The 23,731-nt window shown below is 59.2% G+C and carries 18 protein-coding genes; 10 read left to right on the top strand and 8 right to left on the bottom strand.

What is annotated here, in order from left to right; translation table 11 throughout:
- Positions 1-324: 324 nt before the first annotated feature.
- Positions 325-1,839: a cytochrome c3 family protein gene (locus QMN23_RS01625; protein ID WP_282001375.1), complete on the top strand. Its 1,515-nt coding sequence runs from the start codon at positions 325-327 to the stop codon at positions 1,837-1,839.
- A gap of 97 nt (positions 1,840-1,936) precedes the next feature.
- Here QMN23_RS01625 and QMN23_RS01620 read toward each other — a convergent pair whose 3' ends face one another.
- The 7 genes from QMN23_RS01620 to QMN23_RS01590 all read right to left on the bottom strand — a co-directional run bounded on the left by QMN23_RS01620 (position 1,937) and on the right by QMN23_RS01590 (position 11,565).
- A complete protein-coding gene (locus tag QMN23_RS01620) occupies positions 1,937-2,092 on the bottom strand; it encodes a hypothetical protein (protein ID WP_282001374.1) in 156 nt (51 codons plus the stop codon).
- Between the two features lie 9 nt (positions 2,093-2,101).
- On the bottom strand, positions 2,102-3,553 hold the full coding sequence (gene glgA, locus QMN23_RS01615) for a glycogen synthase GlgA (protein WP_282001373.1): 1,452 nt from the start codon (positions 3,551-3,553) through the stop codon (positions 2,102-2,104).
- 16 nt (positions 3,554-3,569) lie between these two features.
- Positions 3,570-4,595 carry a galactose-1-phosphate uridylyltransferase gene (gene galT / locus QMN23_RS01610; protein WP_282001372.1) on the bottom strand — a complete coding sequence of 342 codons (1,026 nt, stop codon included), beginning with the start codon at positions 4,593-4,595 and terminating at the stop codon, positions 3,570-3,572.
- A 204-nt stretch (positions 4,596-4,799) separates the two neighbouring features.
- Positions 4,800-7,004, bottom strand: a complete 2,205-nt coding sequence (locus QMN23_RS01605) for a glycoside hydrolase family 57 protein (RefSeq protein ID WP_282001371.1) — start codon at positions 7,002-7,004, stop codon at positions 4,800-4,802.
- Positions 7,005-9,515 carry a mannose-1-phosphate guanyltransferase gene (locus QMN23_RS01600; protein WP_282001370.1) on the bottom strand — a complete coding sequence of 837 codons (2,511 nt, stop codon included), beginning with the start codon at positions 9,513-9,515 and terminating at the stop codon, positions 7,005-7,007.
- Between the two features lie 54 nt (positions 9,516-9,569).
- Positions 9,570-9,941 carry a response regulator gene (locus QMN23_RS01595; protein WP_282001369.1) on the bottom strand — a complete coding sequence of 124 codons (372 nt, stop codon included), beginning with the start codon at positions 9,939-9,941 and terminating at the stop codon, positions 9,570-9,572.
- Positions 9,919-11,565, bottom strand: a complete 1,647-nt coding sequence (locus tag QMN23_RS01590) for a sensor histidine kinase (protein ID WP_282001368.1) — start codon at positions 11,563-11,565, stop codon at positions 9,919-9,921. Before QMN23_RS01590 ends, QMN23_RS01595 begins: the two co-directional genes overlap by 23 nt.
- Positions 11,566-11,819: 254 nt before the next feature.
- Between QMN23_RS01590 and QMN23_RS01585 the strand changes: the two genes are divergently transcribed.
- Positions 11,820-12,767, top strand: coding sequence for a YbgA family protein (locus QMN23_RS01585; RefSeq protein WP_282001367.1), 948 nt, complete (start codon positions 11,820-11,822; stop codon positions 12,765-12,767).
- Between the two features lie 32 nt (positions 12,768-12,799).
- Here QMN23_RS01585 and pcnB read toward each other — a convergent pair whose 3' ends face one another.
- Positions 12,800-14,176: a polynucleotide adenylyltransferase PcnB gene (pcnB, locus tag QMN23_RS01580; RefSeq protein ID WP_282001366.1), complete on the bottom strand. Its 1,377-nt coding sequence runs from the start codon at positions 14,174-14,176 to the stop codon at positions 12,800-12,802.
- 49 nt (positions 14,177-14,225) lie between these two features.
- Between pcnB and QMN23_RS01575 the strand changes: the two genes are divergently transcribed.
- From QMN23_RS01575 to QMN23_RS01540, 8 genes are all read left to right on the top strand, one after another.
- Positions 14,226-14,630, top strand: coding sequence for a nitrous oxide-stimulated promoter family protein (locus QMN23_RS01575; RefSeq protein WP_348835252.1), 405 nt, complete (start codon positions 14,226-14,228; stop codon positions 14,628-14,630).
- 70 nt (positions 14,631-14,700) lie between these two features.
- A complete protein-coding gene (locus QMN23_RS01570; protein WP_282001365.1) occupies positions 14,701-15,426 on the top strand; it encodes an ATP-binding protein in 726 nt (241 codons plus the stop codon).
- A 189-nt stretch (positions 15,427-15,615) separates the two neighbouring features.
- The gene (locus tag QMN23_RS01565; RefSeq protein ID WP_282001364.1) at positions 15,616-16,218 is read left to right on the top strand and encodes a peroxiredoxin; all 603 of its coding nucleotides are present in this window, start codon (positions 15,616-15,618) and stop codon (positions 16,216-16,218) included.
- An 80-nt stretch (positions 16,219-16,298) separates the two neighbouring features.
- Positions 16,299-18,530, top strand: coding sequence for a DNA polymerase domain-containing protein (locus QMN23_RS01560; RefSeq protein WP_282001363.1), 2,232 nt, complete (start codon positions 16,299-16,301; stop codon positions 18,528-18,530).
- Between the two features lie 84 nt (positions 18,531-18,614).
- A complete protein-coding gene (locus tag QMN23_RS01555; RefSeq protein ID WP_282001362.1) occupies positions 18,615-19,034 on the top strand; it encodes an exosortase system-associated protein, TIGR04073 family in 420 nt (139 codons plus the stop codon).
- Positions 19,031-19,408, top strand: coding sequence for an exosortase system-associated protein, TIGR04073 family (locus QMN23_RS01550; RefSeq protein WP_282001361.1), 378 nt, complete (start codon positions 19,031-19,033; stop codon positions 19,406-19,408). Before QMN23_RS01555 ends, QMN23_RS01550 begins: the two co-directional genes overlap by 4 nt.
- 180 nt (positions 19,409-19,588) lie before the next feature.
- Positions 19,589-22,087 carry a TIGR03960 family B12-binding radical SAM protein gene (locus QMN23_RS01545; protein ID WP_282001360.1) on the top strand — a complete coding sequence of 833 codons (2,499 nt, stop codon included), beginning with the start codon at positions 19,589-19,591 and terminating at the stop codon, positions 22,085-22,087.
- Positions 22,088-22,138: 51 nt separating this feature from the next.
- Positions 22,139-23,647 (top strand): Rne/Rng family ribonuclease, encoded by a 1,509-nt coding sequence (locus QMN23_RS01540; RefSeq protein ID WP_282001359.1) that lies wholly within the window; start codon positions 22,139-22,141, stop codon positions 23,645-23,647.
- The last annotated feature ends 84 nt before the right edge of the window (positions 23,648-23,731 follow it).

Raw genomic sequence — 23,731 nt, 5'->3', positions numbered from 1 at the left:
TTGAGCGAAGCTAAAGTTAACGTGCCGTGTTTGCCGGCAAATTGTGCGGAATGCCGATGCTACACGTATCGACGAAGCTAACAAAATCACCCTCCGGTGTCAAGCCGAGTGCCGGCCAGGGTGAGCGGTATTGTGCATCACCGTATTCCCATATCTGGAAGCAGTCGAGTCCTGCCCAGCTAAGCAAGAACGCCTTTCTATAAATTAATTTTTAATTTGACAATTAAACTCAACAACCTATAGATTAACGGTTCGGGAAATTCCTGTTCGCTAATCTAAGAATACCCAACACCTTCATAACGATGTTTTACATAAGGAGGAACCATGTCCATACGAAAAATGGCTGGCTACTTGTGGAACCCTATCAGCCTGGTCGGTTTTTTGTTCGTTTTCGTCGCCACCGGCCTGATCATTACCTTCCTGGCCCTGGAAATGATCACCGGGATGGATCAGCCCTATATCGGCTTATTGGTCTATTTTGCCTTCCCGGCACTCCTCATTCTCGGCATCCTGCTCGTCCCGTTCGGCGGTTGGCGGACCAGAAACCGGCAGCGGACCGCCAGACCCGACGAGATTCCCGTTTATCCAACCCTCGATTTTAACGATCCACACAAGCGGCATCTGTTTATCTTTTTCGTGCTGGCAACGGTCGTCTTTGTCCTAATCGTCACCATTGCTTCGATTCTCGGCTATGAATTCACCGAATCGACAACATTCTGCGGCGAACTCTGCCACACCGTCATGCAGCCCGAACATACCGCCTGGAAAAACTCTCCCCATGCCCGGGTCAAATGCGTTGAGTGCCATGTCGGCCCTGGGGCGAAATGGTATGTCAAGGCCAAGATATCGGGCCTCCGCCAAGTCTGGGCCGTCTTGGCGCACACCTACCCGACACCGATTGAAACGCCGATCGAGAATCTCCGCCCCGCCCGGGATACCTGCGAGCAATGCCATTGGCCCGAAAAATTCTATTCAGGCCGGCAAAAGGTGTTTTACCACTATGCTCCGAACAAGGAAAACACACCGCGCGAGATCAACATGCTGATCAACATCGGCGGCACACCGAAATCCCCGCACTCGAAAGGTATCCATTGGCATATCGGCACCGAGGTGTTCTATATCGCCCGCGATAAGAAACGGCTCGATATCCCGTATATTGCCGTCCAGCAGAAGGACGGGTCATTCGTCGAATACATGAATACCGAAGCGCCGCTGCGCAAAGAGGAGATCACAGCGGCGAACAAGCGGCTGATGGATTGCACCGACTGTCACAATCGGCCGACCCATATTTACCGCTCGCCCAGCCAGGAGATGGATGAGCATATCGTCTCGGGATTGATCGATCCCACGCTGCCATATATCAAAAAAGTCGCGGTTGAGTTGCTGGAGAAACCCTATGCCTCCCAGGAAGAAGCCACGGCGGCCATCGGTGAAGCGCTGCCCGCCTACTATGCAAAGAATTACCCGGAAGTAGCGAAGCAGAAGGCTGCGGCAATCAAGCACGCGGTGGAACAGGTAAAAGATATTTACAGCCGCAACTTCTTCCCGAAAATGAAAGTCGCGTGGAACACCTACCCGAACCACATTGGTCACTTCTATTCCCCGGGCTGCTTCCGCTGTCATGACGGAAAGCATAAAGCAGCGAACGGTCGAGTGATTTCCAAGGACTGCAATCTCTGCCACACGGTCATCGGGCAGAAACAGGAGAACATTCCGCCCGGCAAGGAGGTCAAGGAGTTCGTGCATCCGGTTGACATCGGCAATGCGCTCTACACGGCCAACTGCAGTGACTGCCATGCCGCCGGCGGCGAAGACGTGGCAGGAGGCGGCCAGCAGTAGTCCGGCTGTAATGCAAAAAGCCCCCGGAATCTCCCTCCGGGGGCTTTTTACTTACTGCTCGGCACCGACCACATCACCGCTTGAATGAAAGCCGGAACTACAGTTCTTCGAATACCTCACCCTCACTTTCGCCAGCCGGTTCGTCGGGCTCGAAATCTTCATCCATGACCCGTTCCAGGAATTTTTTATTGTTGTCGATAATCTTCCTGATTTCCCGGCTCAATTCATCCAATTCCCCAACCTCTTCGTTCATCGACAGACCTCACTTCCTTTTTTGCAGACATGTCCGATAGAGTTCTTCGTATTTGCCCGCAGCTTGTCGCCACGACACGTCGGCAGACATCCCCCGGCGCATGATTTTTCGCCAGCCCTCCCGGTCGCCGAGAGCCGCCAGCGCCCGCTGGATCGCATCCCAACAGGCATCAGCAGTATAGGCGGAAAATGAAAAACCATTCCCTTCCCGCGGGTTTTCAGTCACATCGATGATGGTGTCGGCAAGGCCACCGGTCTGCCGCACCACCGGTACCGTTCCGTAACGGAGAGCGATCAGCTGACTGAGCCCGCATGGTTCAAAGCGGGACGGCATGAGGAAAAGATCACTGCCGGCAAAAATCTTCGGCGCCAGCTCGTCGTGAAAGCCAAAAGTGATAGAGATATTCTTGACCCCACGCTCCTTGAACTCCTGCAACCGTGCCATGGAGTCCCGGTCACCGGTCCCCAGGATCGCCACCTGCAACCGCTCGCTACCGAGCCGCGGGAGGAGGGAAATCAGCAATTCGATCCCCTTCTGCTCGACCATCCGACCAACCATCCCGATCAATGGCACCGAAGACGATACTTCCAGACCAAGTTCGCGCTGAAGTTCCAGCTTGTCGGCATGCTTGCCGGCCAACGACTTGGCCGAATAATTGCGGAAAATCCGCCGATCGGCGGCAGGATTCCACTCGTCTGTATCGAGTCCGTTGCGAATACCGACGAGTGCATCGGCACGGGCCTGAAGGACCCCTTCCAGACCGCAGCCCGACTCTGGAGTCATAATTTCACGGCAGTAGGTCGCGGAGACGGTGGTAATGACGTCAGCGGCAAGGATTGCCCCTTTCAAAAGATTCACCTTGCCGTAGTATTCCAGCTGATCCGGAGTGAACAGGGCAGGAGAAAGTCCCATTTCCGCCAGGGCATCGGCCCGGAAGAGTCCCTGGTAGGCAAGATTGTGGATAGTGAATACCACGGCCGTCCGGGCAAAAAACGGATCGTCGCCGAGTTCGGCGCGGAGAATAATTGGGATTAGAGCCGTTTGCCAGTCGTGGCAGTGAATGACGTCAGGCCGGAAATCCATCCTTTTCAGGAGCTGGAGGACAGCCCGGCAGAAAAAGGCAAAACGGCGCGGATTGTCGGGATAATCCTCCTCAGGCGAACCATAGAGATAGTCCCGGCCAAAAAAATATTTATTCTCGACCAGATAGACGGGAACATCCGCCAGGGCTGCCTGACGGAGAAATCCTTTCAGCGATTCTCCCCCCAGCTCGATTTCCGCACTCTTTCGCGCCTTTCTGAACGGCACGTCGCCCTGGCTTATTGACCGGTAGCACGGCATAATGATCCTTACATCATGCCCGAGCTGTTTGAGCGCCTTGGGAAGTGCCGCCGCTACATCGGCAAGCCCGCCGGTCTTGGCAAACGGGGTCACCTCGGAAGCTACCAGCAAAATTTTCATACCCATTCCTCCGCCTTCACAGTTCCGTCTCGCGGAGAAACGAGGCGGCATCTTCCGGCGATGTCGGATTGATATAAAAACCGGTTCCCCATTCGAACCCGGCAATCTGGGTCAACCGGGGCACCAGCTCGATATACCAGTGATAATCGAATTCAATGGAACTCCAGTAATCCGGCTTGCCCAACCGCGGTTGTCTCGGTGGCGCAGTATGGAGAATGAAATTGTACGGGGGATCGCGCAGGACGCTTTTCAGCCGGGCGAGCATCTCTTTCAGCGCCACGGCCAGGTTGGCCAGGTCACTGTCACCCAGAGCAGCGAAATCGCAGGCATGGCGTTTGGGATAGAGGCGCAGTTCAAAAGGAAAGCAGGACGCATAGGGAGTGAGGATCACGAAATCGCTGAATTCGCGAACTACCCGCTCGCCGCTGCGCAGTTCGAAATCGATCAGGTCGCAAATGATGCAACGCTCCTTGCCGGCGAAATACTCCCGGCAGATTCGCAGTTCGGTGGCCGCAACCGGTGGCGTCAGGGGGACGGCAATCAATTGGCTGTGGGAATGGGGAAGCGATGCTCCGGCCCGCAGCCCGTGATTCTTGAACAGCACCATATAGCGAAAGCGCCGGTCGTTTCGCAGGTCCAGCAACCGGGCTCGATAAGCCCTGAGGACATCGCCGATTTCGGCTGGTGAAAGATCGGCCAAGCCGCGATTGTGGTCGGGAGTCTCGATGATCACCTCGTGAGCGCCAATTCCGTTCATAACGTCGTAAAGACCGTGACCGCGGTTATTCAGCTCGCCCTCAATGCGGAGCGCCGGGTATTTGTTGGGAATCACCCGAACCTTCCAGCCAGCCGAATTCGGCGTCCCGCCAGGGCGGATCGCGAAGATCTCCGGGGGCGTTTTGTCCTCGTTGCCATAGCAGAAGGGACAACTCATCATCTCCTGTGTTTCCGGCTCGACGAGAAAATCGCGCGGACGGCGGCCACGCTCGGTCGCGATAATGACCCAGTGGAGCTTCAGTGGATCCCACCTCAGTTCGGACATGACGCCTCCAGTTCAAATCGTGTCTCACCCGAAAGCTTCCGATGAGATACTCCTACGGGGATGCGGAACTTTTCATCCTGGCAAGGGAATCAACGGTCTGTGAGACAGATCGGCGCTTCGCCACAGCAGGAGGCCAGGCGGCCGACAACAAGCGGCTCCCTAGGCTGATGCCACTAAAGCAGACAAGTCGGTTCGGGACGCCAGCTAGATAAGCCAATCATTCAATTCAAGCTCCGGCCCGACATACTTCAGGACCAGCGGGGAATCGCTCGGCCAACGGCCGAATTCTTCCCCTTCCCTGACCAGGGTCAGGTAAACGAACAGTTTATCGTCAGGCTTGAGCGCAACAGCGGCAAGCGGCACCTGCACTTCGCCCACTTTACCAACCCCCCAGCGGCACTCCCCTCCGGTAGTTTCCCAGCCGGTCGTTCTCTTGACGAGCAGCGCACCGCTCGCCGTCGCTGGATCGATATCGAGCCGATATTCGGCTACGGCAATCAGATAAAGGTGAAAGACATCCCCCGGCTGCAGCAACGTTTGAATAGCCTTCGGGCTGTCGAACCGGAAATAGAAGTTCTCCCGGTCGAAGCCATAGAAAAACGATTGCAGAAGATTTTCCGAAGCATGCATCGCCGAAGCCTGCTTCGTCAGGTCATAAAGGCCGGCGGCCAGCCACTCGAAGTAATCGTCGACATGGCCGTTGATCGTCGGCGAAATAAACGCCGCCGGCTCTCTGATCAAGCCCGCAGGGCTTTTTTTCTTGATCGGTTCATGGAGTTCACGGGGGATTTCCATGCCGAGCAATCGATAGACGTTGATCAACTGGCGACGGAACAGCCGGTCAAAGCGGTCGCTGTGGGCGGAAAAGTGATCGTCGCCATACCACCAGAACCAGTCACTCCCCTCGGCGGCATACAACGACAGACAGACCAGCTGGGCTGTTCGCTCTACCTCATTCTCTGGCGAGCGCCACGGACCGCCGACCGCCAGAAGCTCGGCAATGTGGGGCGAAGCGGTCACGGCCGATTCCCGGGCACGTTCAAGATAATCCCAGGCCTGGTTTTCCTCCGGGTGGCCGACCCAAATGCCGTAGTTACCGTTGATCCACGATCCGGGGTGAATATGCTCGATTACCCGCCGCTCCGCTTCCCCCGCCAGGACCTCGGAGAAGGTGGTCAGTTCCAGCTCTCCGGCCGTCGCCAGCGACCGGTAAAGGTCGACGAGGAAAGTATAGCCGTTGTCGAGGTAATATTCCCAGGCATTTTCACCGTCAAGAATCACCGGCACCACCCGGGCGTTGGGAACGAGTTTGCGGAGTTCACGCAACCGCACCAGGAAATTTTCCACTGCCCGACCAGGTTCAAATGCAGAATAGGTGAAACCAATCAAATCCGACAGCAGGTGGTCGCGAAAGAACATTTTCAGCTCACGGGCCCCCTGCCGGAAGGTATAGGGATGATAGAGCGCCTGTTTCTGGGGACCGAGGCCACCGGGAATCGTCCGGGCAAGGATATCTTCGTCGCTGGCCACCCATTTCAGGCCACAGCCGGCAACGATTGCCAAAGCCTCGTCGCTGACCGACCCTTCCGACGGCCACATCCCCGCCGGGGCAAATCCGAAAATCTCCCTGAAGCGGGCCAAAGCGCTCGCCACCTGACTTCGGGCATCCTCCGGATGACGAAAGCGGGTGGCCGGGAGGTTCGCCCGGGGCATCGCCGTCAGAGCACTTTTCATATCGCAAAGGAGCGGCAGGATCGGATGATAATACGGGGAGACCGCCAGCTCCGCTTTCCCCTCTTCGTGAAGCTTGCGGTAGAGCGGCACGATACTGTTGAGAAGTTCTCCCTGCCGGGAGAAGAGGAGCGCCTTGTCGTCCTCGGTAAAATTGCGCCCCTTGGCGATCAACTCGCGGAACTCGGGATAGCGGCGCCGGGCGGCTTCGCCGGTCCAGGCAAGAAAGAACCAGACCTGGAGGTCAAGGATATCCTGATCGGAAAAATGGCGCGCCCCGCTTTCCCTTCTTGTCCGGGAACCGTCGCCCGCCAGAAAGAGCAACTCGTGATAGCGCGGGTAAGGATCGATCATTCGTTGACGGTTGGCAGAAAAAAAATTGTCCAGGACGAACTGCCGCTCCTCTTCGCCCATCTCCCCCGGCGCCATTTTCCCATGCCGCAGCCACGGATCGTCAGCAACGCCGGAAGCATAGTCGAGCAACTGATCGAGGAGCGACGGCACCAGATTGAAGACCGCCCGGGCACCGGGAGTCTCGTCGACGATAGCCGCCATGTCGTAGTAGTCTTTGATGGCATGCAGGTAGGTCCAGGGAAGGACATACTCTCCCTTCCCCGGATCCTTGTAATATGGCTGATGCATGTGCCAGAGAAAGACTACCTGCAGCGGCTCGCCCATCTACGAAAGCTCCTTTTTCCACTGTTCGACTTTTTTCTGGTATTCACCCAGTAACCGCTGAGCCGTCTTGGCATCCCGCGCCTCGGCGATGATATGGACATACGGCTGGTACTGATCGGGGAGGACAAGCGCCCAGTCTTCACCGACATTGACCTTGATCCCGTCGATGAAACTTGCCTCTTTGTCGAGGCTGTCCTCGCTCATTTTCCGCATGATCCCCCCCTTCATGTCCCAGACGCAGGGGACCCGGGTCTGCAGGAAACAGCGCTGGGGGACTTCATCCATGACCTTCGACAACGGCATGCCGCTCCGGGCGATCATCTCGATAGTTTTGGCAATCGCGAACATACCGTCGAAAGCTGCCTGGAATTTCGGGAAGGCAAAACGGCCGTCCATACTGCCGGCGAGAACCACCTCCGAGGAGAGAGCCGCTTCGATCATCGACCTGTCGGCACTTTTGGTGCGGGTTACGGCACAACCCTTTTCGTGAGCCATTCGCTCCACGGCAGAGGGGGCCGATACCGGTACGGCGAAGAGCCCTCGTTCACCGGCCTTCAAGGCCAGCCCGACGATCAGCGGGAGCAGTTCAGCCCCTTCGTAAATCTTGCCGGTTTCGTCCGCCACGATCACCTCTTCGACCGTCGAATCGAGCCAGAAACCGGCATTGGCTTCCAGCGAAGCGACGATCTTGGCCAGCTGGGACAGACTCTGTTGCCGTCCCCCCGGCACCTTGCCGCCGCGCTCCTCGTCGACATAAGCATTGAGGCTGATCACCTCACACCCCATTTCATTAAGAATACTCGGCAAAAGCTGGCTGGCCGGCGAGAAATTGAAATCGATGACCACCTTAAACGATTTCCGGTGAAGTGGCGACCGGTCGATGGCATGGAGAAACCCTTCCCGGTAGAAATCCATCACCTGTTGCGGAATTTCGGTCAGCCCGCCCGGTTCGGTATGGTGGGCACGGCGGAAATTCTCCTTAAAAAAGATTCGCTCGACGTTTTTCCCCATCGAGCTGGAAAAATCGAGCCCCTCACCATCGAGAAAGACGATTTCGGTGGAAGCGGGATCATCAATCGCCTGCCGGAACTGAACCCCCCCCACTTCGCCGAAAGTCCTCAGCTTATAACGCAGGGCCGGCAGCGCCACCATCGTCAGGTCGCGAACGTTGACCCCGGCCGAAAGGAGTCCGCCGATAAAGCTCCGCTTGAGCATCCGGGATGCTCGGTAGGAATCGCGGCCGGCAAGGATGTTGCTCCCTTTGGGAAGCGTGGTGCCGTAAGCGCAGCCGAGCTTCGCCACGAATTCGGGAGTCAGCTCGATATTGGTCAATCCCTTGATCATCGCCCCCTCGAACAGGGATTTTTTCCACTTCTCTCCCCAGATCAGGTTGCCGGTAACAATGGCACCCGCCTCGATCACCTTGCGCGGCCAGATTTTCACGTCCCGCTTGATGTACGCTTCCTCACCAATGGAGGTATCGTCGGCGACAATGGTCCCCTCTTCCATGACGACCCCGTTGCCGACGCTCACGTTGCTGCAGACCACCGAGTCGTTCAGCTTAGAACCCCGCTTGACATAAACGTTGTCCCAGATCACGCAGCGGTGCAGCCTGACCCCCGCCTCGATGGTGCAGTTACGGCCGATAACCGAATCCTTGATCTGGGCGCTGTCGAAAATCTGCGAGTTGTCGCCGATGATCACCGTTCCGTCCAGCACCACATGATCGTCCAGATTGACATCGCTGCCGAGCCGCAGGTCCTTGCCAACCAGGTCCTGCTTCGGTTCATCGATCTTGACGTTGACCTTGCCGCGAAAGATATCGTGGTGGGCTTCCCGGTAGGAATCGGTATTGCCGATATCCCGCCAGTATCCCTTGGCGGTATAGCCGAACAGCGGTTCGCTGTTGCTCAACAGCCGGGGGAAAAGATCCTGGGAAAAGTCGAAATTCTCTTCCGCGGGAATGTGCCGGAAAATTTCCGGTTCGAGAACATAGATCCCGGTATTGATGGTATCGGAAATCACCTCTCCCCACCCTGGCTTCTCGAGGAACTGGGTAATCCGCTTCTCCTTGTCGGTAATCACCACCCCGAACTGCAGCGGGTCTTTCACCGAAGTCAGGGTAATCGTCGCCAGCGCTTTCTTTTCCTCATGAAAATCGACGATTTTTTTCAGATTAAAGTCGGTCAACAGGTCGCCGCTGATGACCACGAACCGTTCGTCCAGATACTTCTCGGCGCATTTGACCGCGCCGGCAGTCCCCATGTCCTGGAGCGGCGTCACATAGGTAATCTTTACCCCGAAGTCGGTACCGTCGCGGAAAAAGTTCTTGATCACTGCGGGCTGATGATACAGGAGCATCACCAGGTCGGTAATCTCGTATTTTTTCAGCAGCTCAACGATATGCAGCATGATCGGCCGGTTGAGCAGCGGAATCATCGGTTTCGGAATGTTGCTCGTCAACGGTTGGATGCGGGTACCGAACCCGCCAGCCATAATTACAGCTTTCATAATGGGATGCTCCTTTGGTACATAGTCAGAATTTCAATATTTCACCGGCAACGTTCAGGCTGGTTTCGCTCCCTTTTTGGCAATGACCCGCTTGATCTCCTCCTTCAGTTCGGTCAGATCGCTCGACTTGACCACATAACCGTCGGCAAGCCAGGCCGAAAAGTCATCCTTGAAGCAGGAAAATGCCGTACAGAGGACCACCGGCAGGTTATGGCGCTCCTTGACGATCTTCTGCAGCAGATCGAGGCCGCTTTCGTTTTTCAGTTTGATATCGAGAACGATCAGATCGAAATCCTGCGTGCCGATCTGTTCCACCGCCTCGGCGGCGGTCGCCGCCGTTACCACCTCGTAGCCTTCGTCAGCCAGCTCCTGGGAGTAGAGCAGCCGAATGCTGCTTTCATCGTCAACCACCAGTAACCGTGCCATACACATCCTCCTTCTTCTGGATTGGTAGTTTCAGGATACATCGCATTCCTCCCTCAGGAGGATTTTCGATTTCAAGAATATTGCCATGCTTTTCCATGATCGTCCGGCAGACCGCCAAGCCCAGGCCGTCACCCATTTCCCGCGCACTGGCGAAGGGCGAAGTCACGGATTCCAATCCACCGACACCGGTCGGTTTCCCCGCCCCCTCAACAGCAATGACAACCCACTCCGCCTCATGCCGACTGACGACCCTGATCTCCCCGCCGTCCGCCAGGCTGTCGACCATGCCGGCAAGAATGCTCCGCAGACAGTACGCCACCTGCTTGTAATCGATATGGGCCTGCGGGAGGTCGACACCAAGGCGAAGCCGGCACCCAACCCTCCGTTCGGCAAACTTACCGTCGAGTTCACGGCAAACGGCGCTGAGCAACTGATTGACGTCCCAGCTGTCCAATGTGGGATAGAGCGAGTCTGAATAATTGAGTACTTCCTCAAGGACCCCGTCGAGTTGCCGGGCTTCGCGGACGATCGACTCCAGATAGCCCCGTTTCGGATCGTTCTCGGCCGCCCCCTTCAGCAGTGTGCGGGCAAACCCGCCGATGATCATCAGCGGGTTGCGGATCGAATGGGCAATATTCGAGGTAATCTTGCCGACCAATGCCATCCGCTCCATTTTGACGATCAGCTCCTGCTGCTCCTTGAGCTTGACATTGGCTGCGGTAACTTTGAGCAGCTCCTCCTGCAGCCGTTCGTAGAGCGAGGCACGTTCGATGGCGAAGGCCACCGGAAAGGCGAACGTTTCAAGCGACTGGACATCTTGGGGAGTAATTGGTCGGCGGGTGATGCAATTATCGGAAATGATGACGCCGATCCGGCGATTGCGGGAAATTAGCGGGGTAATCAGGAAGGAGTCGACATCGAGTGTCCGGGCCAGCGACGGGTCGACGTCCGGATTATTGAAGGCATTTTCCACCAGGATTGGCTTTCTTTCCCGAAGCGCCCGGACAAGAACATGATTCTGCTCGGCAAGCGGAACGGTCAACCGCTCGAGAATGTCGTGAAATTTTACCTTTTCCGAGTTGAATTTGGTCTGGTAGAAGTTCTTCGCCATCTCCTTGAGGGTGAAATCGTCCCGGTTGATCTCCCCCCAGATCTGCCAGGCTTCATCGAGGCTCCGAGGTCCGACCCCCAGGTACCCCTGCAGCAATTTCCTTTCCTTGCCGGTCAGGAGGAGAAATGCCCGGTTCATCCCGAATCCCTTGCCGGCGGTAATGGCGGTCATCACGACCGACAGTACTTCATCCAGATCGACGGAGGTCTGCAAAACGAGGCTGATCTCGTGGAGGAACTTGATCTCCCGGTCTTTGCTGTCGAGGAAGCCAACCATCGACTGGAGCTTTCCCCGTTGTTCCAGCACGCCCTCGACCAGAAAGGGGACAATGGCGGCCAGTGGGCTGTCGATTTCCCCGCTTTTCCGCAGATCATTTCGAAACAGGGGGCACTCGACGCACTTCTCCAGAATCCGGCGCCCCCGCGAGGTGTAAAGGACTTCTTCCCCCTCGCTGATCTGCTGGCATTCGTCCGGGCGGATATTTTCCTTGCCCCAGCAACATTCCCAATCCACGCATCACTCCGAAAGTGCTTGATTTACCCATCGGAACAGGCAAAATTATAGCAGCAGTATCTCTATTTTCAAGGAGAAATGGGCGAAATTACTGATTTTTATTAATTAAATAGAGTGACAGCCACAAAACTCCCCGGGCAGCCGGGCAGCACCTCGGCCCCGCAAGCAGAGCTGTCAATACCTTAATCATCGGCAGTTGACCTTATTTCATGAATTATTTTTTGTTTTCATTTAACCAATACTGGGAGAACATCATGTCAACTCCGGTTTCAATCGGCATCAGTTCATGCTTGCTGGGCGAGCGGGTCCGTTACGACGGCGGGCACAAACACGACCACTATCTCTCCGACACGCTCGGCAGGTTCTGCCGTTTCGTGCCCGTCTGTCCCGAGGTCGGGTGCGGCCTGCCAACGCCGCGAGAAGCAATGCGGCTTGAGGGCGACCCTGCCGCCCCCCGGCTGGTCACCCGCAAGAGCCGCATTGACCTCACCGCCCAGATGCAGGCCTTCTGTCGGCAGAAAGTGGTCGAACTCGAAAGGGAGGACCTCTGCGGTTTCATCTTCAAGAAAGGATCGCCAAGCTCAGGACTGTTCAGGGTGAAGGTTTACAATGCCGGGATGCCGCCCAGAGTTGGCCGCGGGCTCTTCGCCGCAGCCGTGGTCGAACATTTTCCGCTGTTGCCGGTTGAAGAGGAAGGACGGTTGCACGACATGGCGCTGCGGGAAAATTTCATCGAGCGGGTTTTCGCCTATCGGCGGTGGCAGGATCTGCTCCGTCAGGAGAGAAAAATCGGGCACTTGGTCGAGTTCCATTCTGCCCACAAGCTGCAGCTTATGGCTCACAGCCCGGAACTCTACCGGGAAGCGGGGAAATTGGTGGCTCACGGTACGGAGATGGAACCGACCGCACTGTTCGCCCGGTACCTGGAGCTCTTCATGAAAGCCCTGGCGCTGCCGGCCACCGTCAAGAAGAACACCAATGTCCTCCAGCACATCAAGGGGTACTTCCGAAAAGTGCTGGCGGCGGAAGAGCGCTTGGGATTGCAAGAGTTCATCGACGCCTACCACAACGGCCTGATCCCGCTTGTCGTACCGATAACCATGATCCGGCACTATGTGCGCAAATACGACCAGCATTACCTCATGCAGCAAGTTTATCTGAGTCCGACGCCGCCGGAACTGATGCTCCGGAACCACGTCTGAGCCGCCGGACGGCGCAACCCGTTCGATAATCGCTATGATGCCGGAGGGGTGTTCTTCCGCCGGCGCCGCCGCGGCCGCCGGCGCGGGGATTTCTTTTCTTCGGCGCCGGGAAGCTCCGGGGCCGGGACTTCAGTCGCTGCAGTTCCGGCATAGGCGTGCCACCAGGCGTAGGTCTTCGCCTCTTCAGCCGCAATCTCGCTCAAGAACTGCAAATGGGTCAGCCAATCGGCAAACCCGGGACGGCCGACGAAGGACTGGGGGCGCTTGCCGGGAATCTTGCGGAACCGGTTGCGGCTGGCCAGAATGTCCCGCACGGCAATGCCGATCCGCTGGGGCACCAGCACTGTCGGCGCCAGTTCGCCGAGGAATTCCGCCACCGCACCGTTGATTGCCTCTTGGGGAGCGCGCCCCGTTTGCCTGAAGCCGGCGGCCTTCTCCTCCAGGTATTCACCGAACATGATCGCCAGGAGCAGGGGGGGAGAAATTTTGTCCCCCGCGCCGCCCCGCCGATCGATCCACTCCAGGCCCTGCCCGACCCGGGCATGGGGGAAGCCGTCGGTTTCCCGCTCCAGCCAAGCAGTGAAATGGGGAAACAGGTGATCGAAAAGCCGGGTTTGGCGCATCAATTGGTAGGTTTTCTCACCCTCACCGAGCAGGAAGAGTTTCAAAATTTCTTCGTAAAGGCGGGGCGGGGTGGCCCGGGTAATGGTTGGCGCCAGTTCAATGATTGCCTCCCCGGCCAGCGGCTCGATAGCAAAGCCGAGCATCGCCGCAAAACGGACGGCCCGCAACATCCGCACCGGGTCTTCGGTGAAGCGAACGCCGGGATCGCCAATAGTGCGAATCACCCCCTGCCGGAGGTCGGCCATCCCGCCAACGTAGTCGATGATGGAAAAATCGGCGATATTGTAAGCCAGGGCATTGACGGTGAAGTCCCGCCGCCGGGCATCCTGTTCCGGCGTACCGAACACGTTATCCCGTAGAATCACTCCGTCGTCGCTCCGCAGATGCCGAGGCGGTCGAGGCCCTCCGGCATCGGCACCCTCCGCCATCGGGATCGGCATCTCCGCCTCCAGTTCCTCCGGCTCGGAGGAGCGGAACGTCGCCACCTCGACGATCTCGTCCTGGAAATGAATGTGGGCCAGCCGAAAGCGCCGGCCGACCAGCCGACAGTTGCGGAAGATCCGCTTCACCTGGTTCGGGGTTGCATCGGTAACAACATCGAAATCCTTCGGCTCCCGGCCGAGCAGCAGATCGCGCACGCAGCCGCCGACCAGATAGGCGAGATGGCCGCTTTCCTTGAGCCGATACAGGACTTTGAGGGCATGGGGGCTGACGAGATTCCGGGAGATGGGATGGTCCGAACGGGGAATGATGAGAGGGGTATCGCTATGCATGGCCGGATACATAGCACAGAATTCCCCGAAAAGCAAAATCGCTCCGGCTAAGGGATTTTTTTTGACATGGGTCATGACTTTTTGCCGGTCGTTGGCCTATGATGAAACCATGGAACAGTTCACCAAAACCCAGCTCAAGGACCTGCGGGTGCTGACTGACTTCGTCAGGACCTACTGCAACGCTCGCCATGCCACAACGGAGCGCCACAGCTGCGAGCTGCCGTCCCAACTGGCTCGCCACTACCGGGCGGACCTGAAGCTCTGTCCGGAATGCGCCGGGCTTCTTGCCCACGGGATCAGCAAACGCCGCACCTGCCCGCTCGAACCGAAGCCGGCGTGCAAAGAGTGCCGGATCCATTGTTACGGCAAAGAGTATCGGGCGAAGATACGCGAGGTGATGGCGTTCTCGGGCCGGCGATTGCTGCTGCGGGGCCGCCTCGACTATCTGTGGCATTATTTCTTTTAGACCGACAATCCGGCCCAATGCACCGGTTGCAGCACGGAACCGGCACGACCGGCACACCAGGGAGACCATTATGATCAGAACGATCGTCCAGATCGACGAAGAAAAATGCGACGGCTGCGGCCTTTGCGTCCCGGCCTGCGCCGAAGGGGCTATCACCATCGTCAACGGCAAGGCGGTACTAGCTGCCGACAACCTCTGCGACGGGCTCGGTGCCTGCCTGGGCGAATGCCCCCGTGACGCCATCAGGGTGATCGATCGGGAAGCGGTACCGTTCGATGAAGAGGCGGTGGCAGAGCATCGCCAGGCAAACCGCGGAGCGGCAGAACGACACCCCCACCGACCGGCGAACGGCAGCGGCTGCCCCGGCTCCCAAGTCAGGATGATCACCCCTGCCGGAACGACACCGACCGCCTCGCCGGCGGCCCGGCAACCGAGCCAGCTTCGTCAGTGGCCGGTGCAGCTTCACCTCGTCCCGACCACCGCCCCCTATTTCCAGAATGCCGACCTCTTGATCGCCGCCGACTGTGTGCCGTTCGCTTACGCCGAATTTCACCGCGACTTGCTCGCCGGTCGGGCACTGGTCGTCGGCTGCCCCAAACTCGACGACAACCGGTTTTACCAGGAAAAGCTGACCGAACTGTTCCGTGCGTCCGCCATCAGGAGCGTTACCATTGCCCGAATGGAAGTGCCGTGCTGCGGCGGCATCGTCATGGCGGCCAGGCAGGCACTTGCCGCAGCAGGCAAAAACATCCCGCTCCGGGAGGTAATCATCGGCGTCGACGGGACTATCAAATAGGGGTTGCCGGGATGAGAACCCGGCAGCAAGGCAGTCACCTGCAAGGCCCCGCCCGTCGCTGCCAGTGTGGCAATGCGGCCAACAAGACAAAAAGGAGTTTTTTTATCTTTTTTGATTGACAAGGCCGACGGCTGCTGGTATTCCTTTCCCTGTATTAATTATTTTCCACCGGAAAGGAGAATTTATCTCATGTGCATGTGTACGCTGGTCACCCAGGAGGCTCCCGACTTTTCCGCCGACGCGGTTCTGCCCGACAATACGTTCGCCACGCTGAAGCTGTCGAGTTTTCGCGGGAAATACGTCATCCTTTTCTTTTACCCGCTCGACTTTACTTTTGTCTGCCCTTCGGAAATTCTCGCCTTCAACAAGGCGATCGACACCTTCAAGAGCAGGAACTGTGAAGTGATCGGCGTTTCCGTCGACTCGAAATTCACCCATCTTGCCTGGAAAAACACCGCCGTGGAAGACGGTGGCATCGGCAACATCCAGTATCCGCTCGTTGCCGACCTGAACAAGGAGATTTCCAAGCAGTACGGGGTGCTCTTCAACAACTCCGTCGCCCTGCGCGGTCTGTTCCTTATCGACCCGAAGGGGGTCGTCCGCCACGCGGTCATCAACGACCTGCCACTGGGCCGGAACGTTGCGGAAGCCCTTCGGATGCTCGATGCGGTCCAGTTTGTCGAAACCCATGGCGACCAGGTCTGCCCCGCCAACTGGAAGGAAGGAGACGAGGCGATGGTTTCGACGTCTGCCGGCGTCGCCGATTACCTGGCCAAACACGCGGCGAAGTAAACCGGACACGACAACAGTAGCGAAAACGGTACGGCCGGCAGACCGTGCCGTTTTTTTTATCAGCGGCGGAGGATTTCCCGGTGGACGAATTATCCCTTGCCGACAACCCGATCCTGTTCGGTGCCGATGCAACGGCGGGGATCGTCGCTGCCGAACTGGCCGGACGGTTCATCAGGCTTTTCATCCGCACGCCGGACGGCCTGATCTTCAAGGACGAGCCGTTCCATCCCTTTATCCTCCTGGAAGACCCCACCCTGCTCGGGCGGCTCGCCGCCGCGGCCACGCTGCATCCGCTTGCCGGCAACGGCGTCTACCGTCACCTCGCCACCTTCAGCGACTGGCACCACTGTCTGGCCGCCCGCGATCATCTGGCCCGCCACACCGGCCACCCCCCTTCGGCTCCCGACGCCCCCTATCGCTACCTGACAGACCCGGTCCACCAGCACCTGCTGCTAACCGGCAAAACGTTTTTCAAGGGGCTGCCCTTCTCCGGGCTGCGCCGGCTGGCCCTCGACATCGAAACGGCCTGCGCGCCGGGATACGAATTTTCCAATCCCCGCCGGGCGGAAGACCGGATCATCAGCATCGCGGTGATGGATGAAGCGGGGTATGAAGCGTTCCTCTCCGGCCGCGAATTTACGGAACCGCAGTTGCTGGAGCGGCTGACCGCCATCATCCGCGAGCGCGACCCGGATGTCATCGAAGGGCACAACCTGTTCCGTTTCGACCTGGAGTATCTGCGGATCCGCGCCGAGCGCCACGGGATCAGCCTTCGCTGGGGACGGGACGGTAGTGTCCCGCGGGTGCATCCGGCGCGTTTTTCCATCGCCGAGCGGCAGATCGACTACCCGCGGTGGGACATTTACGGGCGCTCGGTCATCGACACCTACTTTCTCGTCCAACTCTACGACGTCTCGGGCCGAGAACTGGAAAGTTACGGTCTCAAGCAGGCAGCCCGCCACTTCGGCCTTGCCGCGGCCGATCGGACCTACCTGGAGCGCGGCACGATCGACGAGATCTTCGCCCGCGACCCGGAACGGCTCCGCCGTTACAACCTGGACGACGTCCGGGAAACGCTCGCCCTCTCCCGCCTCCTCTCCCACCCCTGGTTCCTCCAGGCGCGGATGTTCCCCTACTCGTACCAGAACTGCATCGTGCGGGGCAACGCCACCAAGATCGACGCGCTGTTCATCCGGGAGTACCTGCGCCGCGGCACCGCCATTCCCCGGCCCGCCGCCGGCGGCGGCGAGCTGGCCGGCGGTTATACCGACGTCTGCATGACCGGCGTGGTCGGTCCCGTGGTCCACTGCGACGTGGCATCGCTCTACCCGTCGATCATGCTGGCGTTTGGCCTCGCGCCGCCCCGGGAAAGCCTCGGACTCTTCCTGCCGTTGCTGCGGGACCTGCGCGACTTCCGGCTCCGGGCCAAGGCCCTGGCCCGCACTGCCGCAGGACCGGAACGGGACTATTACGCCGCCCTCCAGCAAACCTTCAAGATATTGATCAATTCGTTTTACGGCTACCTGGGAACGACGATCCATCACTTTGCCGACCTCGCCACAGCGACGGAGGTGACCAGAACCGGCCGCAGGCTGATCCAGGAGATGTTGATCTGGCTCAGGGAGCATCACGCCCGCCCCGTTGAAATTGACACCGACGGAATCTATTTCATCCCGCCCCCGGAGAGCGGTAGCCCCGGAGAAGAAAACGCCCTCGTCCGTGACCTCTCCGCCACCCTCCCGCCGGGAATCGAGGTTGAGCAGGATGGACTATACCAGGCGATGTTTTCGTACAAGATGAAGAATTATGCCCTCCTCGATTATGCCGGGAAAATCACCGTCAGGGGGAGTGCGCTCCGCTCACGAGGGATCGAGCCGTACCTGCGGGAATTCACCACGGAAGTAATCGCACTGCTCCTCACGGGAGAGAGCGACAACGTCCCGGCGCGCTACGATGAGTATCTCCGCCGGCTGCGCGATCACGGCTTCGCCATCGAGCGGCTGGCACGCACCGAGACCCTCGGCGAATCGCCGGCCACCTACCTCCAGAAAGTGCGCCAAGGGAAGCGCTCCCCGGCGGCGGCTTACGAAATCGCCCTCCGCGCGAACAATGAATACCGGGCCGGTGATCAGATCAGCTACTATGTCACCGGCCAGGGAAAGGGAATTGCTCTCTACGAAAGCTGCCGGCCGGTTTCCGCCTACGATCCGCGCCGCCCCGACGAGAATACTGGCTATTACATCGACCGCCTCGACCAGGTCATGAAGAGGTTCGCCCCGTTTCTCCCCGCAGAACGGTCACTTTTCGACTGAACGGACAGTGGTCGCCGCTTGCCAGCAGCCTGCAAGTATGCTACAAGGGTTAGCAGACAGACACACTAACGAGAAGGAGAATATATGCGTAGTTTCGCCCTGTTTCTTGCCTGTGCGGTAACGCTCTCCTTTGCCACGCCGCTTTTTGCCCAGGACCAGCCAAAAGCCGAATTCATCGTCGAGAAAATGGCCTTCAAACTGGCCCGCGGAATAACCAACGTCGGCACCTCCATCGTCGAACTTCCCAAGCAATCGTACCTGAGCGTCCGCGATCGCGGGGCGGTCGGCTACGTAGTCGGTCCACTCAAGGGGATCGGCATGACCCTCTACCGGGCATTCATCGGGACGGCCGAAGCGGTCTTCTTCCTGGTGCCGCAACCAGGCTACTACGACCCGATGATCGACCCGGAGTATGTCTGGGATGGCTGGGATAAGGCACGGGAAGAACCGGTTGCCGTGCAAGATGGGGTGCCAACGGCCGACCGGCAGGGAGACGGACAATGAAACTGCGGCTGGTGCTGGCGGGAGCTGCCATCGCGCTGCTGCTCGTGCCGGCAGTGCCGCGACAGGGGCATGCCGACGATCTGCGGACCATCGAAACCTCTTCCGCCCAGGAAGTGGTGGACGGCATGGCAAACAAGGCGGCTCGCGGCATCAGCAACACCACGACCGGCTGGGTTGAACTCCCCAAACAGGTTTACGTGACCTGGCAGGAAGAAGGGCCGGTCAAGGGACTGCTCGTCGGCCCGCTGAAGGGAATTGGGATGACCATCGCCCGCACCCTGGCCGGGGTCGGCGAACTTGCCACCTTCTTCATTGCCTACCCGGGCTTTTTCGATCCCTACATCGACCCGCCCTACGTCTGGCAAAAAGAGTAACCGCGCCGGGCGGTGCCCCCGCCCGCTGCGCTCTTGGCGCCGGAGTCATGTTCGCCTGGCGTCGGGTCGTCGCTCCCCCCTCCGCAGTACACGTTTAGCCTTGCCAAACCGCCCGCCATATACTAGCTTTATGTATTTACCCTAGCAGATTCCCTGACGGACTGCCCGAAGAGAGAACGCGTGTCGAATAACGAGCTGCTTGCCATCGAAAAGCCTGCCCGCTACATGGGAGGAGAGATCGGCTCCTCCGCCAAGGAGGGGGCCGAAATACGTTTTGTCCTGGCCTTTCCAGACGTCTACGAAGTTGGCATGAGCCACCTGGGTTTCCAGATTCTTTACGGCGTTCTCAACGCCGTTGAATGGATCGCCGCCGAACGGAGCTACGCCCCGTGGCCCGACCGGGAGACCCAGTTGCGCCAGGCGGCAACGTTGCTCACCACCAGCGAGAGTGATACCCCGCTCGTCGAGGCGGAGATCGTCGGCTTCACCCTCCAGTACGAGCTCTCCTATACCAACATCCTCAACATGCTCGATCTGGGCGGCATCCCGTTGCGGGCCGCCGAGCGGAACGAACGGCATCCCCTGGTTGTCGGTGGCGGTCCCTGCGCCTGCAATCCCGAACCGCTGGCCGACTTCTTCGATGCGTTTCTGCTGGGTGACGGCGAAGAGGCGGTGGTGGAGATTGCGGAAGCCTATCGCGAATGGCGCCGGGCAAACGAGAGCAGGCGGCAGCTGCTCGAACGGCTGGCACGGATCGACGGCGTCTACATTCCATCGTTCTTCAGCGTCGGTTACGGTGAGAGCGGCCGGATTGCCGCCGTTACGCCGCTGCTCCCCGGTTACCGCCGGGTCCGGCGCCGCTTTGTCGCCGACCTGAACGAGGCGCGCTACCCCACCACGCCGATAGTTCCCTTTCTGAAAACCATCCACGACCGGGTCAGCATCGAGATCGGTCGCGGCTGCACCCGGGGCTGCCGCTTCTGCCAGGCGGGCTACATCTATCGCCCGGTCCGGGAGCGGTCGCCGGAAACCATCCTGCAGCTGGTGGAAGAGTCGTTGCGCACCACCGGCTACGACGAGCTGTCGCTGCTCTCCCTCTCGACCGGTGACTATGGTTGCCTCACCCCGCTCCTCCAGGAACTGATTCGCCGCTACCGCGACCAGCGGGTCGCGGTCTCCCTCCCGTCGCTGCGGGTCGGCAGCCTCAACCAGGAACTGGTGGAAGCGATCCGCACGGTCCGCAAAACCGGGTTCACCCTCGCTCCGGAGGCCGGCAGCGAGCGGCTGCGAGGGATCATCAACAAGGGCATCAGCGAAGAGGATCTACTGCGGAACTCCTACGAAGCCTTCAGCAACGGCTGGCGACTGATCAAGCTCTACTTCATGCTCGGCCTGCCCGGAGAAACCGACGAGGACCTGCTCGGCATCGCCGATCTTTCCCGCAAGGTCAAAATGGAAGGGCGCCGGGCCGGCTCCGGCGGCGAAGTCAATGTTTCGGTCTCGACCTTCGTCCCCAAGGCCCATACCCCCTTCCAGTGGGAACCGCAGATCGGCATCGATGAGACCATCGCCCGGCAGCAATTTCTCCGCCGGGAGCTGAGGGCACGCAAACTGGCCTTCAAATGGCACGACGCCCCGCTGTCGTTCATGGAAGGGGTTTTCGCCCGCGGCGACCGGCAGCTCGGCACCGTCCTGCAGAAAGCGTGGGAACTTGGCTGCCGCTTCGACGGCTGGGGAGACCATTTTTCCTTTGCCACGTGGCAGGCCGCTTTCGCCGCCACCGGCATCGAACCGGCCTTCTACCACCGCCGGCGCGACCGGGATGAGATTCTCCCATGGGATCACCTCGATTACGGCGTCACAAAGGAATTTCTCCGTCGGGAACTGGAAAAGTCCGCCCTCGGCATCCCGACTGAAGACTGCCGCACCGGCCTCTGCACCGGCTGTGGCATCTGTGATTTCGACCGGATCAAAATGCGGCTCGCCGACCCGCACTGGCACGGCGCCGAGCCGTTGGCAGCGGGCCCTCCGACCGTAACCGACGGCAAGGCGACGATCCGCCTCCGCTACACGAAAACGGGGCGGATGCGGTTCCTCAGCCATCTGGAGATGATCGGCCTCTTTACCCGGGCGGTTCATCGGGCACGGCTGCCGATCCGTTTTTCGCAGGGGTTTCACCCCCATCCCAAATTCTCCTTTGCCACCGCCCTGTCGGTCGGCATCGAATCAATGGCCGAATACATGGATATGGAAGTCGCGCCGGGCCTCGAACCGGCCGAGCTCCGCAGCAGGCTGAACGCGGCACTTCCGGCGGGAATCTGTGTCACCGAGGCGACCGAGCTGCCGCCCGGCTCCCCATCGCTCTCGGTAATTATCGACAAGACCCGCTACCGGGTGACCCTGCCGACGGGAACGGCAGTCGATCTTCCGAGCCGGGCAGAGACGTTCCTGGCGTTGACAAGCTATCCCTTCCGCCGCGAAAAGAAGGGAAAGATCAGCGAGTACGACCTCCGTCAGGAACTGGCGGAATTGCAGGTGACCGGCAACAGCCTCGAGCTGACCATCGGCCGGGGCAAGCCGCTCGAATACGCGCGAGCCATTACCGGCTTGCCCGACGAGACGCTGGCCGGCATCCGGATCGAAAAGCTCGCCGTACTCTTCAAGCATTCAGAAAATTAGGTTATACTATACATTTCGCCGCCGCCGGGCAGCGAGCAAGAGAGGAAATCAATGGGGAACGAGCTCGTCATCAACACCTCGTCCCACGAAACCCGCATCGCCCTGATCGAGAACGGCACCATCGCCGAACTCTATATCGAGCGCAGCAGGGTCAGGGGGATCGTCGGCAACATCTACAAGGGGAAGGTCGTTCGGGTGCTTCCCGGCATGCAGGCGGCCTTCGTCGACATCGGCCTCGAAAAGGCGGCCTTTCTCTACGTGGCCGACGTCTTCGACGCCATGGAAGAGTTCGAAACCTTCATGGACGGCAACGGCAAGAGCGAGGAGCCGGAGAGCGAGCAGCAGGTGATCCAGCCGCTCCACCCGATTGAAGAACTGCTCCAGGAAGGGCAGGAAATCCTCGTTCAGGTATCGAAAGAGCCGATCGGCACCAAGGGGGCCCGGATCACCTCCCACATCTCGCTCCCCGGACGCCACCTGGTCTACATGCCGACCGTCGACCACGTCGGCGTATCGCGCCGGATCGAGGACGAGGAGGAGCGCGAACGGCTGAAAGAGATCATCGAGCGGATCAAGCCGGCCACCGGCGGCTTCATCGTCCGGACCGTCTCCGAAGGGAAGTCGGAGGAGGACCTGGTTTCGGACATGCACTACCTGACCAAACTCTGGGATGAGATCGTCAAGAAGAACGACAAGGTCCATGCCCCCTGCCTGATCCATGCCGACCTCGACGTCACCCAGAAAGTGATCCGCGACATCCTCACCGAGGACGTCAACAAGATCGTCGTCGACTCCAAGCACGAACACGACAAGATCGTCCAGTTCATCGGCACCTTCATGCCGAAGATGAAATACTCCATCGAGCTGTATGACGACGACGAGCCGATCTTCGACCATTTCGGCCTGGAGGTGGAGATCAGCCGCGCCCTCGGCCGCAAGGTCTGGCTCAAGTCCGGCGGCTACATCATCATCGAACAGACCGAGGCGCTCACCGCCATCGATGTCAACACCGGTCGTTTCGTCGGCAAGCACAACCTGGAAGACACCATCCTCAAGACCAATCTGGAAGCGGTCAAGGAGATCGCCTATCAGCTCCGGCTGCGCAACATCGGCGGGATCATCATCATCGACTTCATCGACATGGAGAAGGAGGTCAACCGGGAAAAGGTCTTCACCGCCCTCGAAGAGGCCATGAAGGCCGACAAGTCGAAGACGAACATTCTCAAGATTTCCGATCTCGGCCTGGTGGAGATGACCCGCAAGCGGGTCCGGGAGAGCATCGGCCGGATGCTCTGTGAACAGTGCCCCTACTGCGAAGGGCGCGGCTATGTCAAATCGAAGACCACCGTCTGCCACGAAATCTTCCGGGAACTGCGCCGGGAGATGCTCGACATCCGCGGCACCAAGGCGATGCTGACCGTCCATCCCCAGGTGGCCGACCTGCTCTACGACGAGGAACGGCGGGGGCTGGAGGAACTGGAGAAGAAATTCAAGAAGCGGATCACCGTCCGTGCCAAGCCCGGATTCCACCAGGAGCAGTTCGAAATCGCCATTTCGTAAAATGCAACGTTACAGGTACGTCAGGCCGCCGGGCCGCCCGGGGCGTTGCGGGGAGTACAGGGGTGGGCCGACCGCCGTACCGCA

The organism is Geotalea uraniireducens (assembly GCF_027943965.1).
GTDB classification, from domain to species: domain Bacteria; phylum Desulfobacterota; class Desulfuromonadia; order Geobacterales; family Geobacteraceae; genus Geobacter; species Geobacter uraniireducens.
This window is presented reverse-complemented; position numbering and strand designations above follow the sequence as displayed.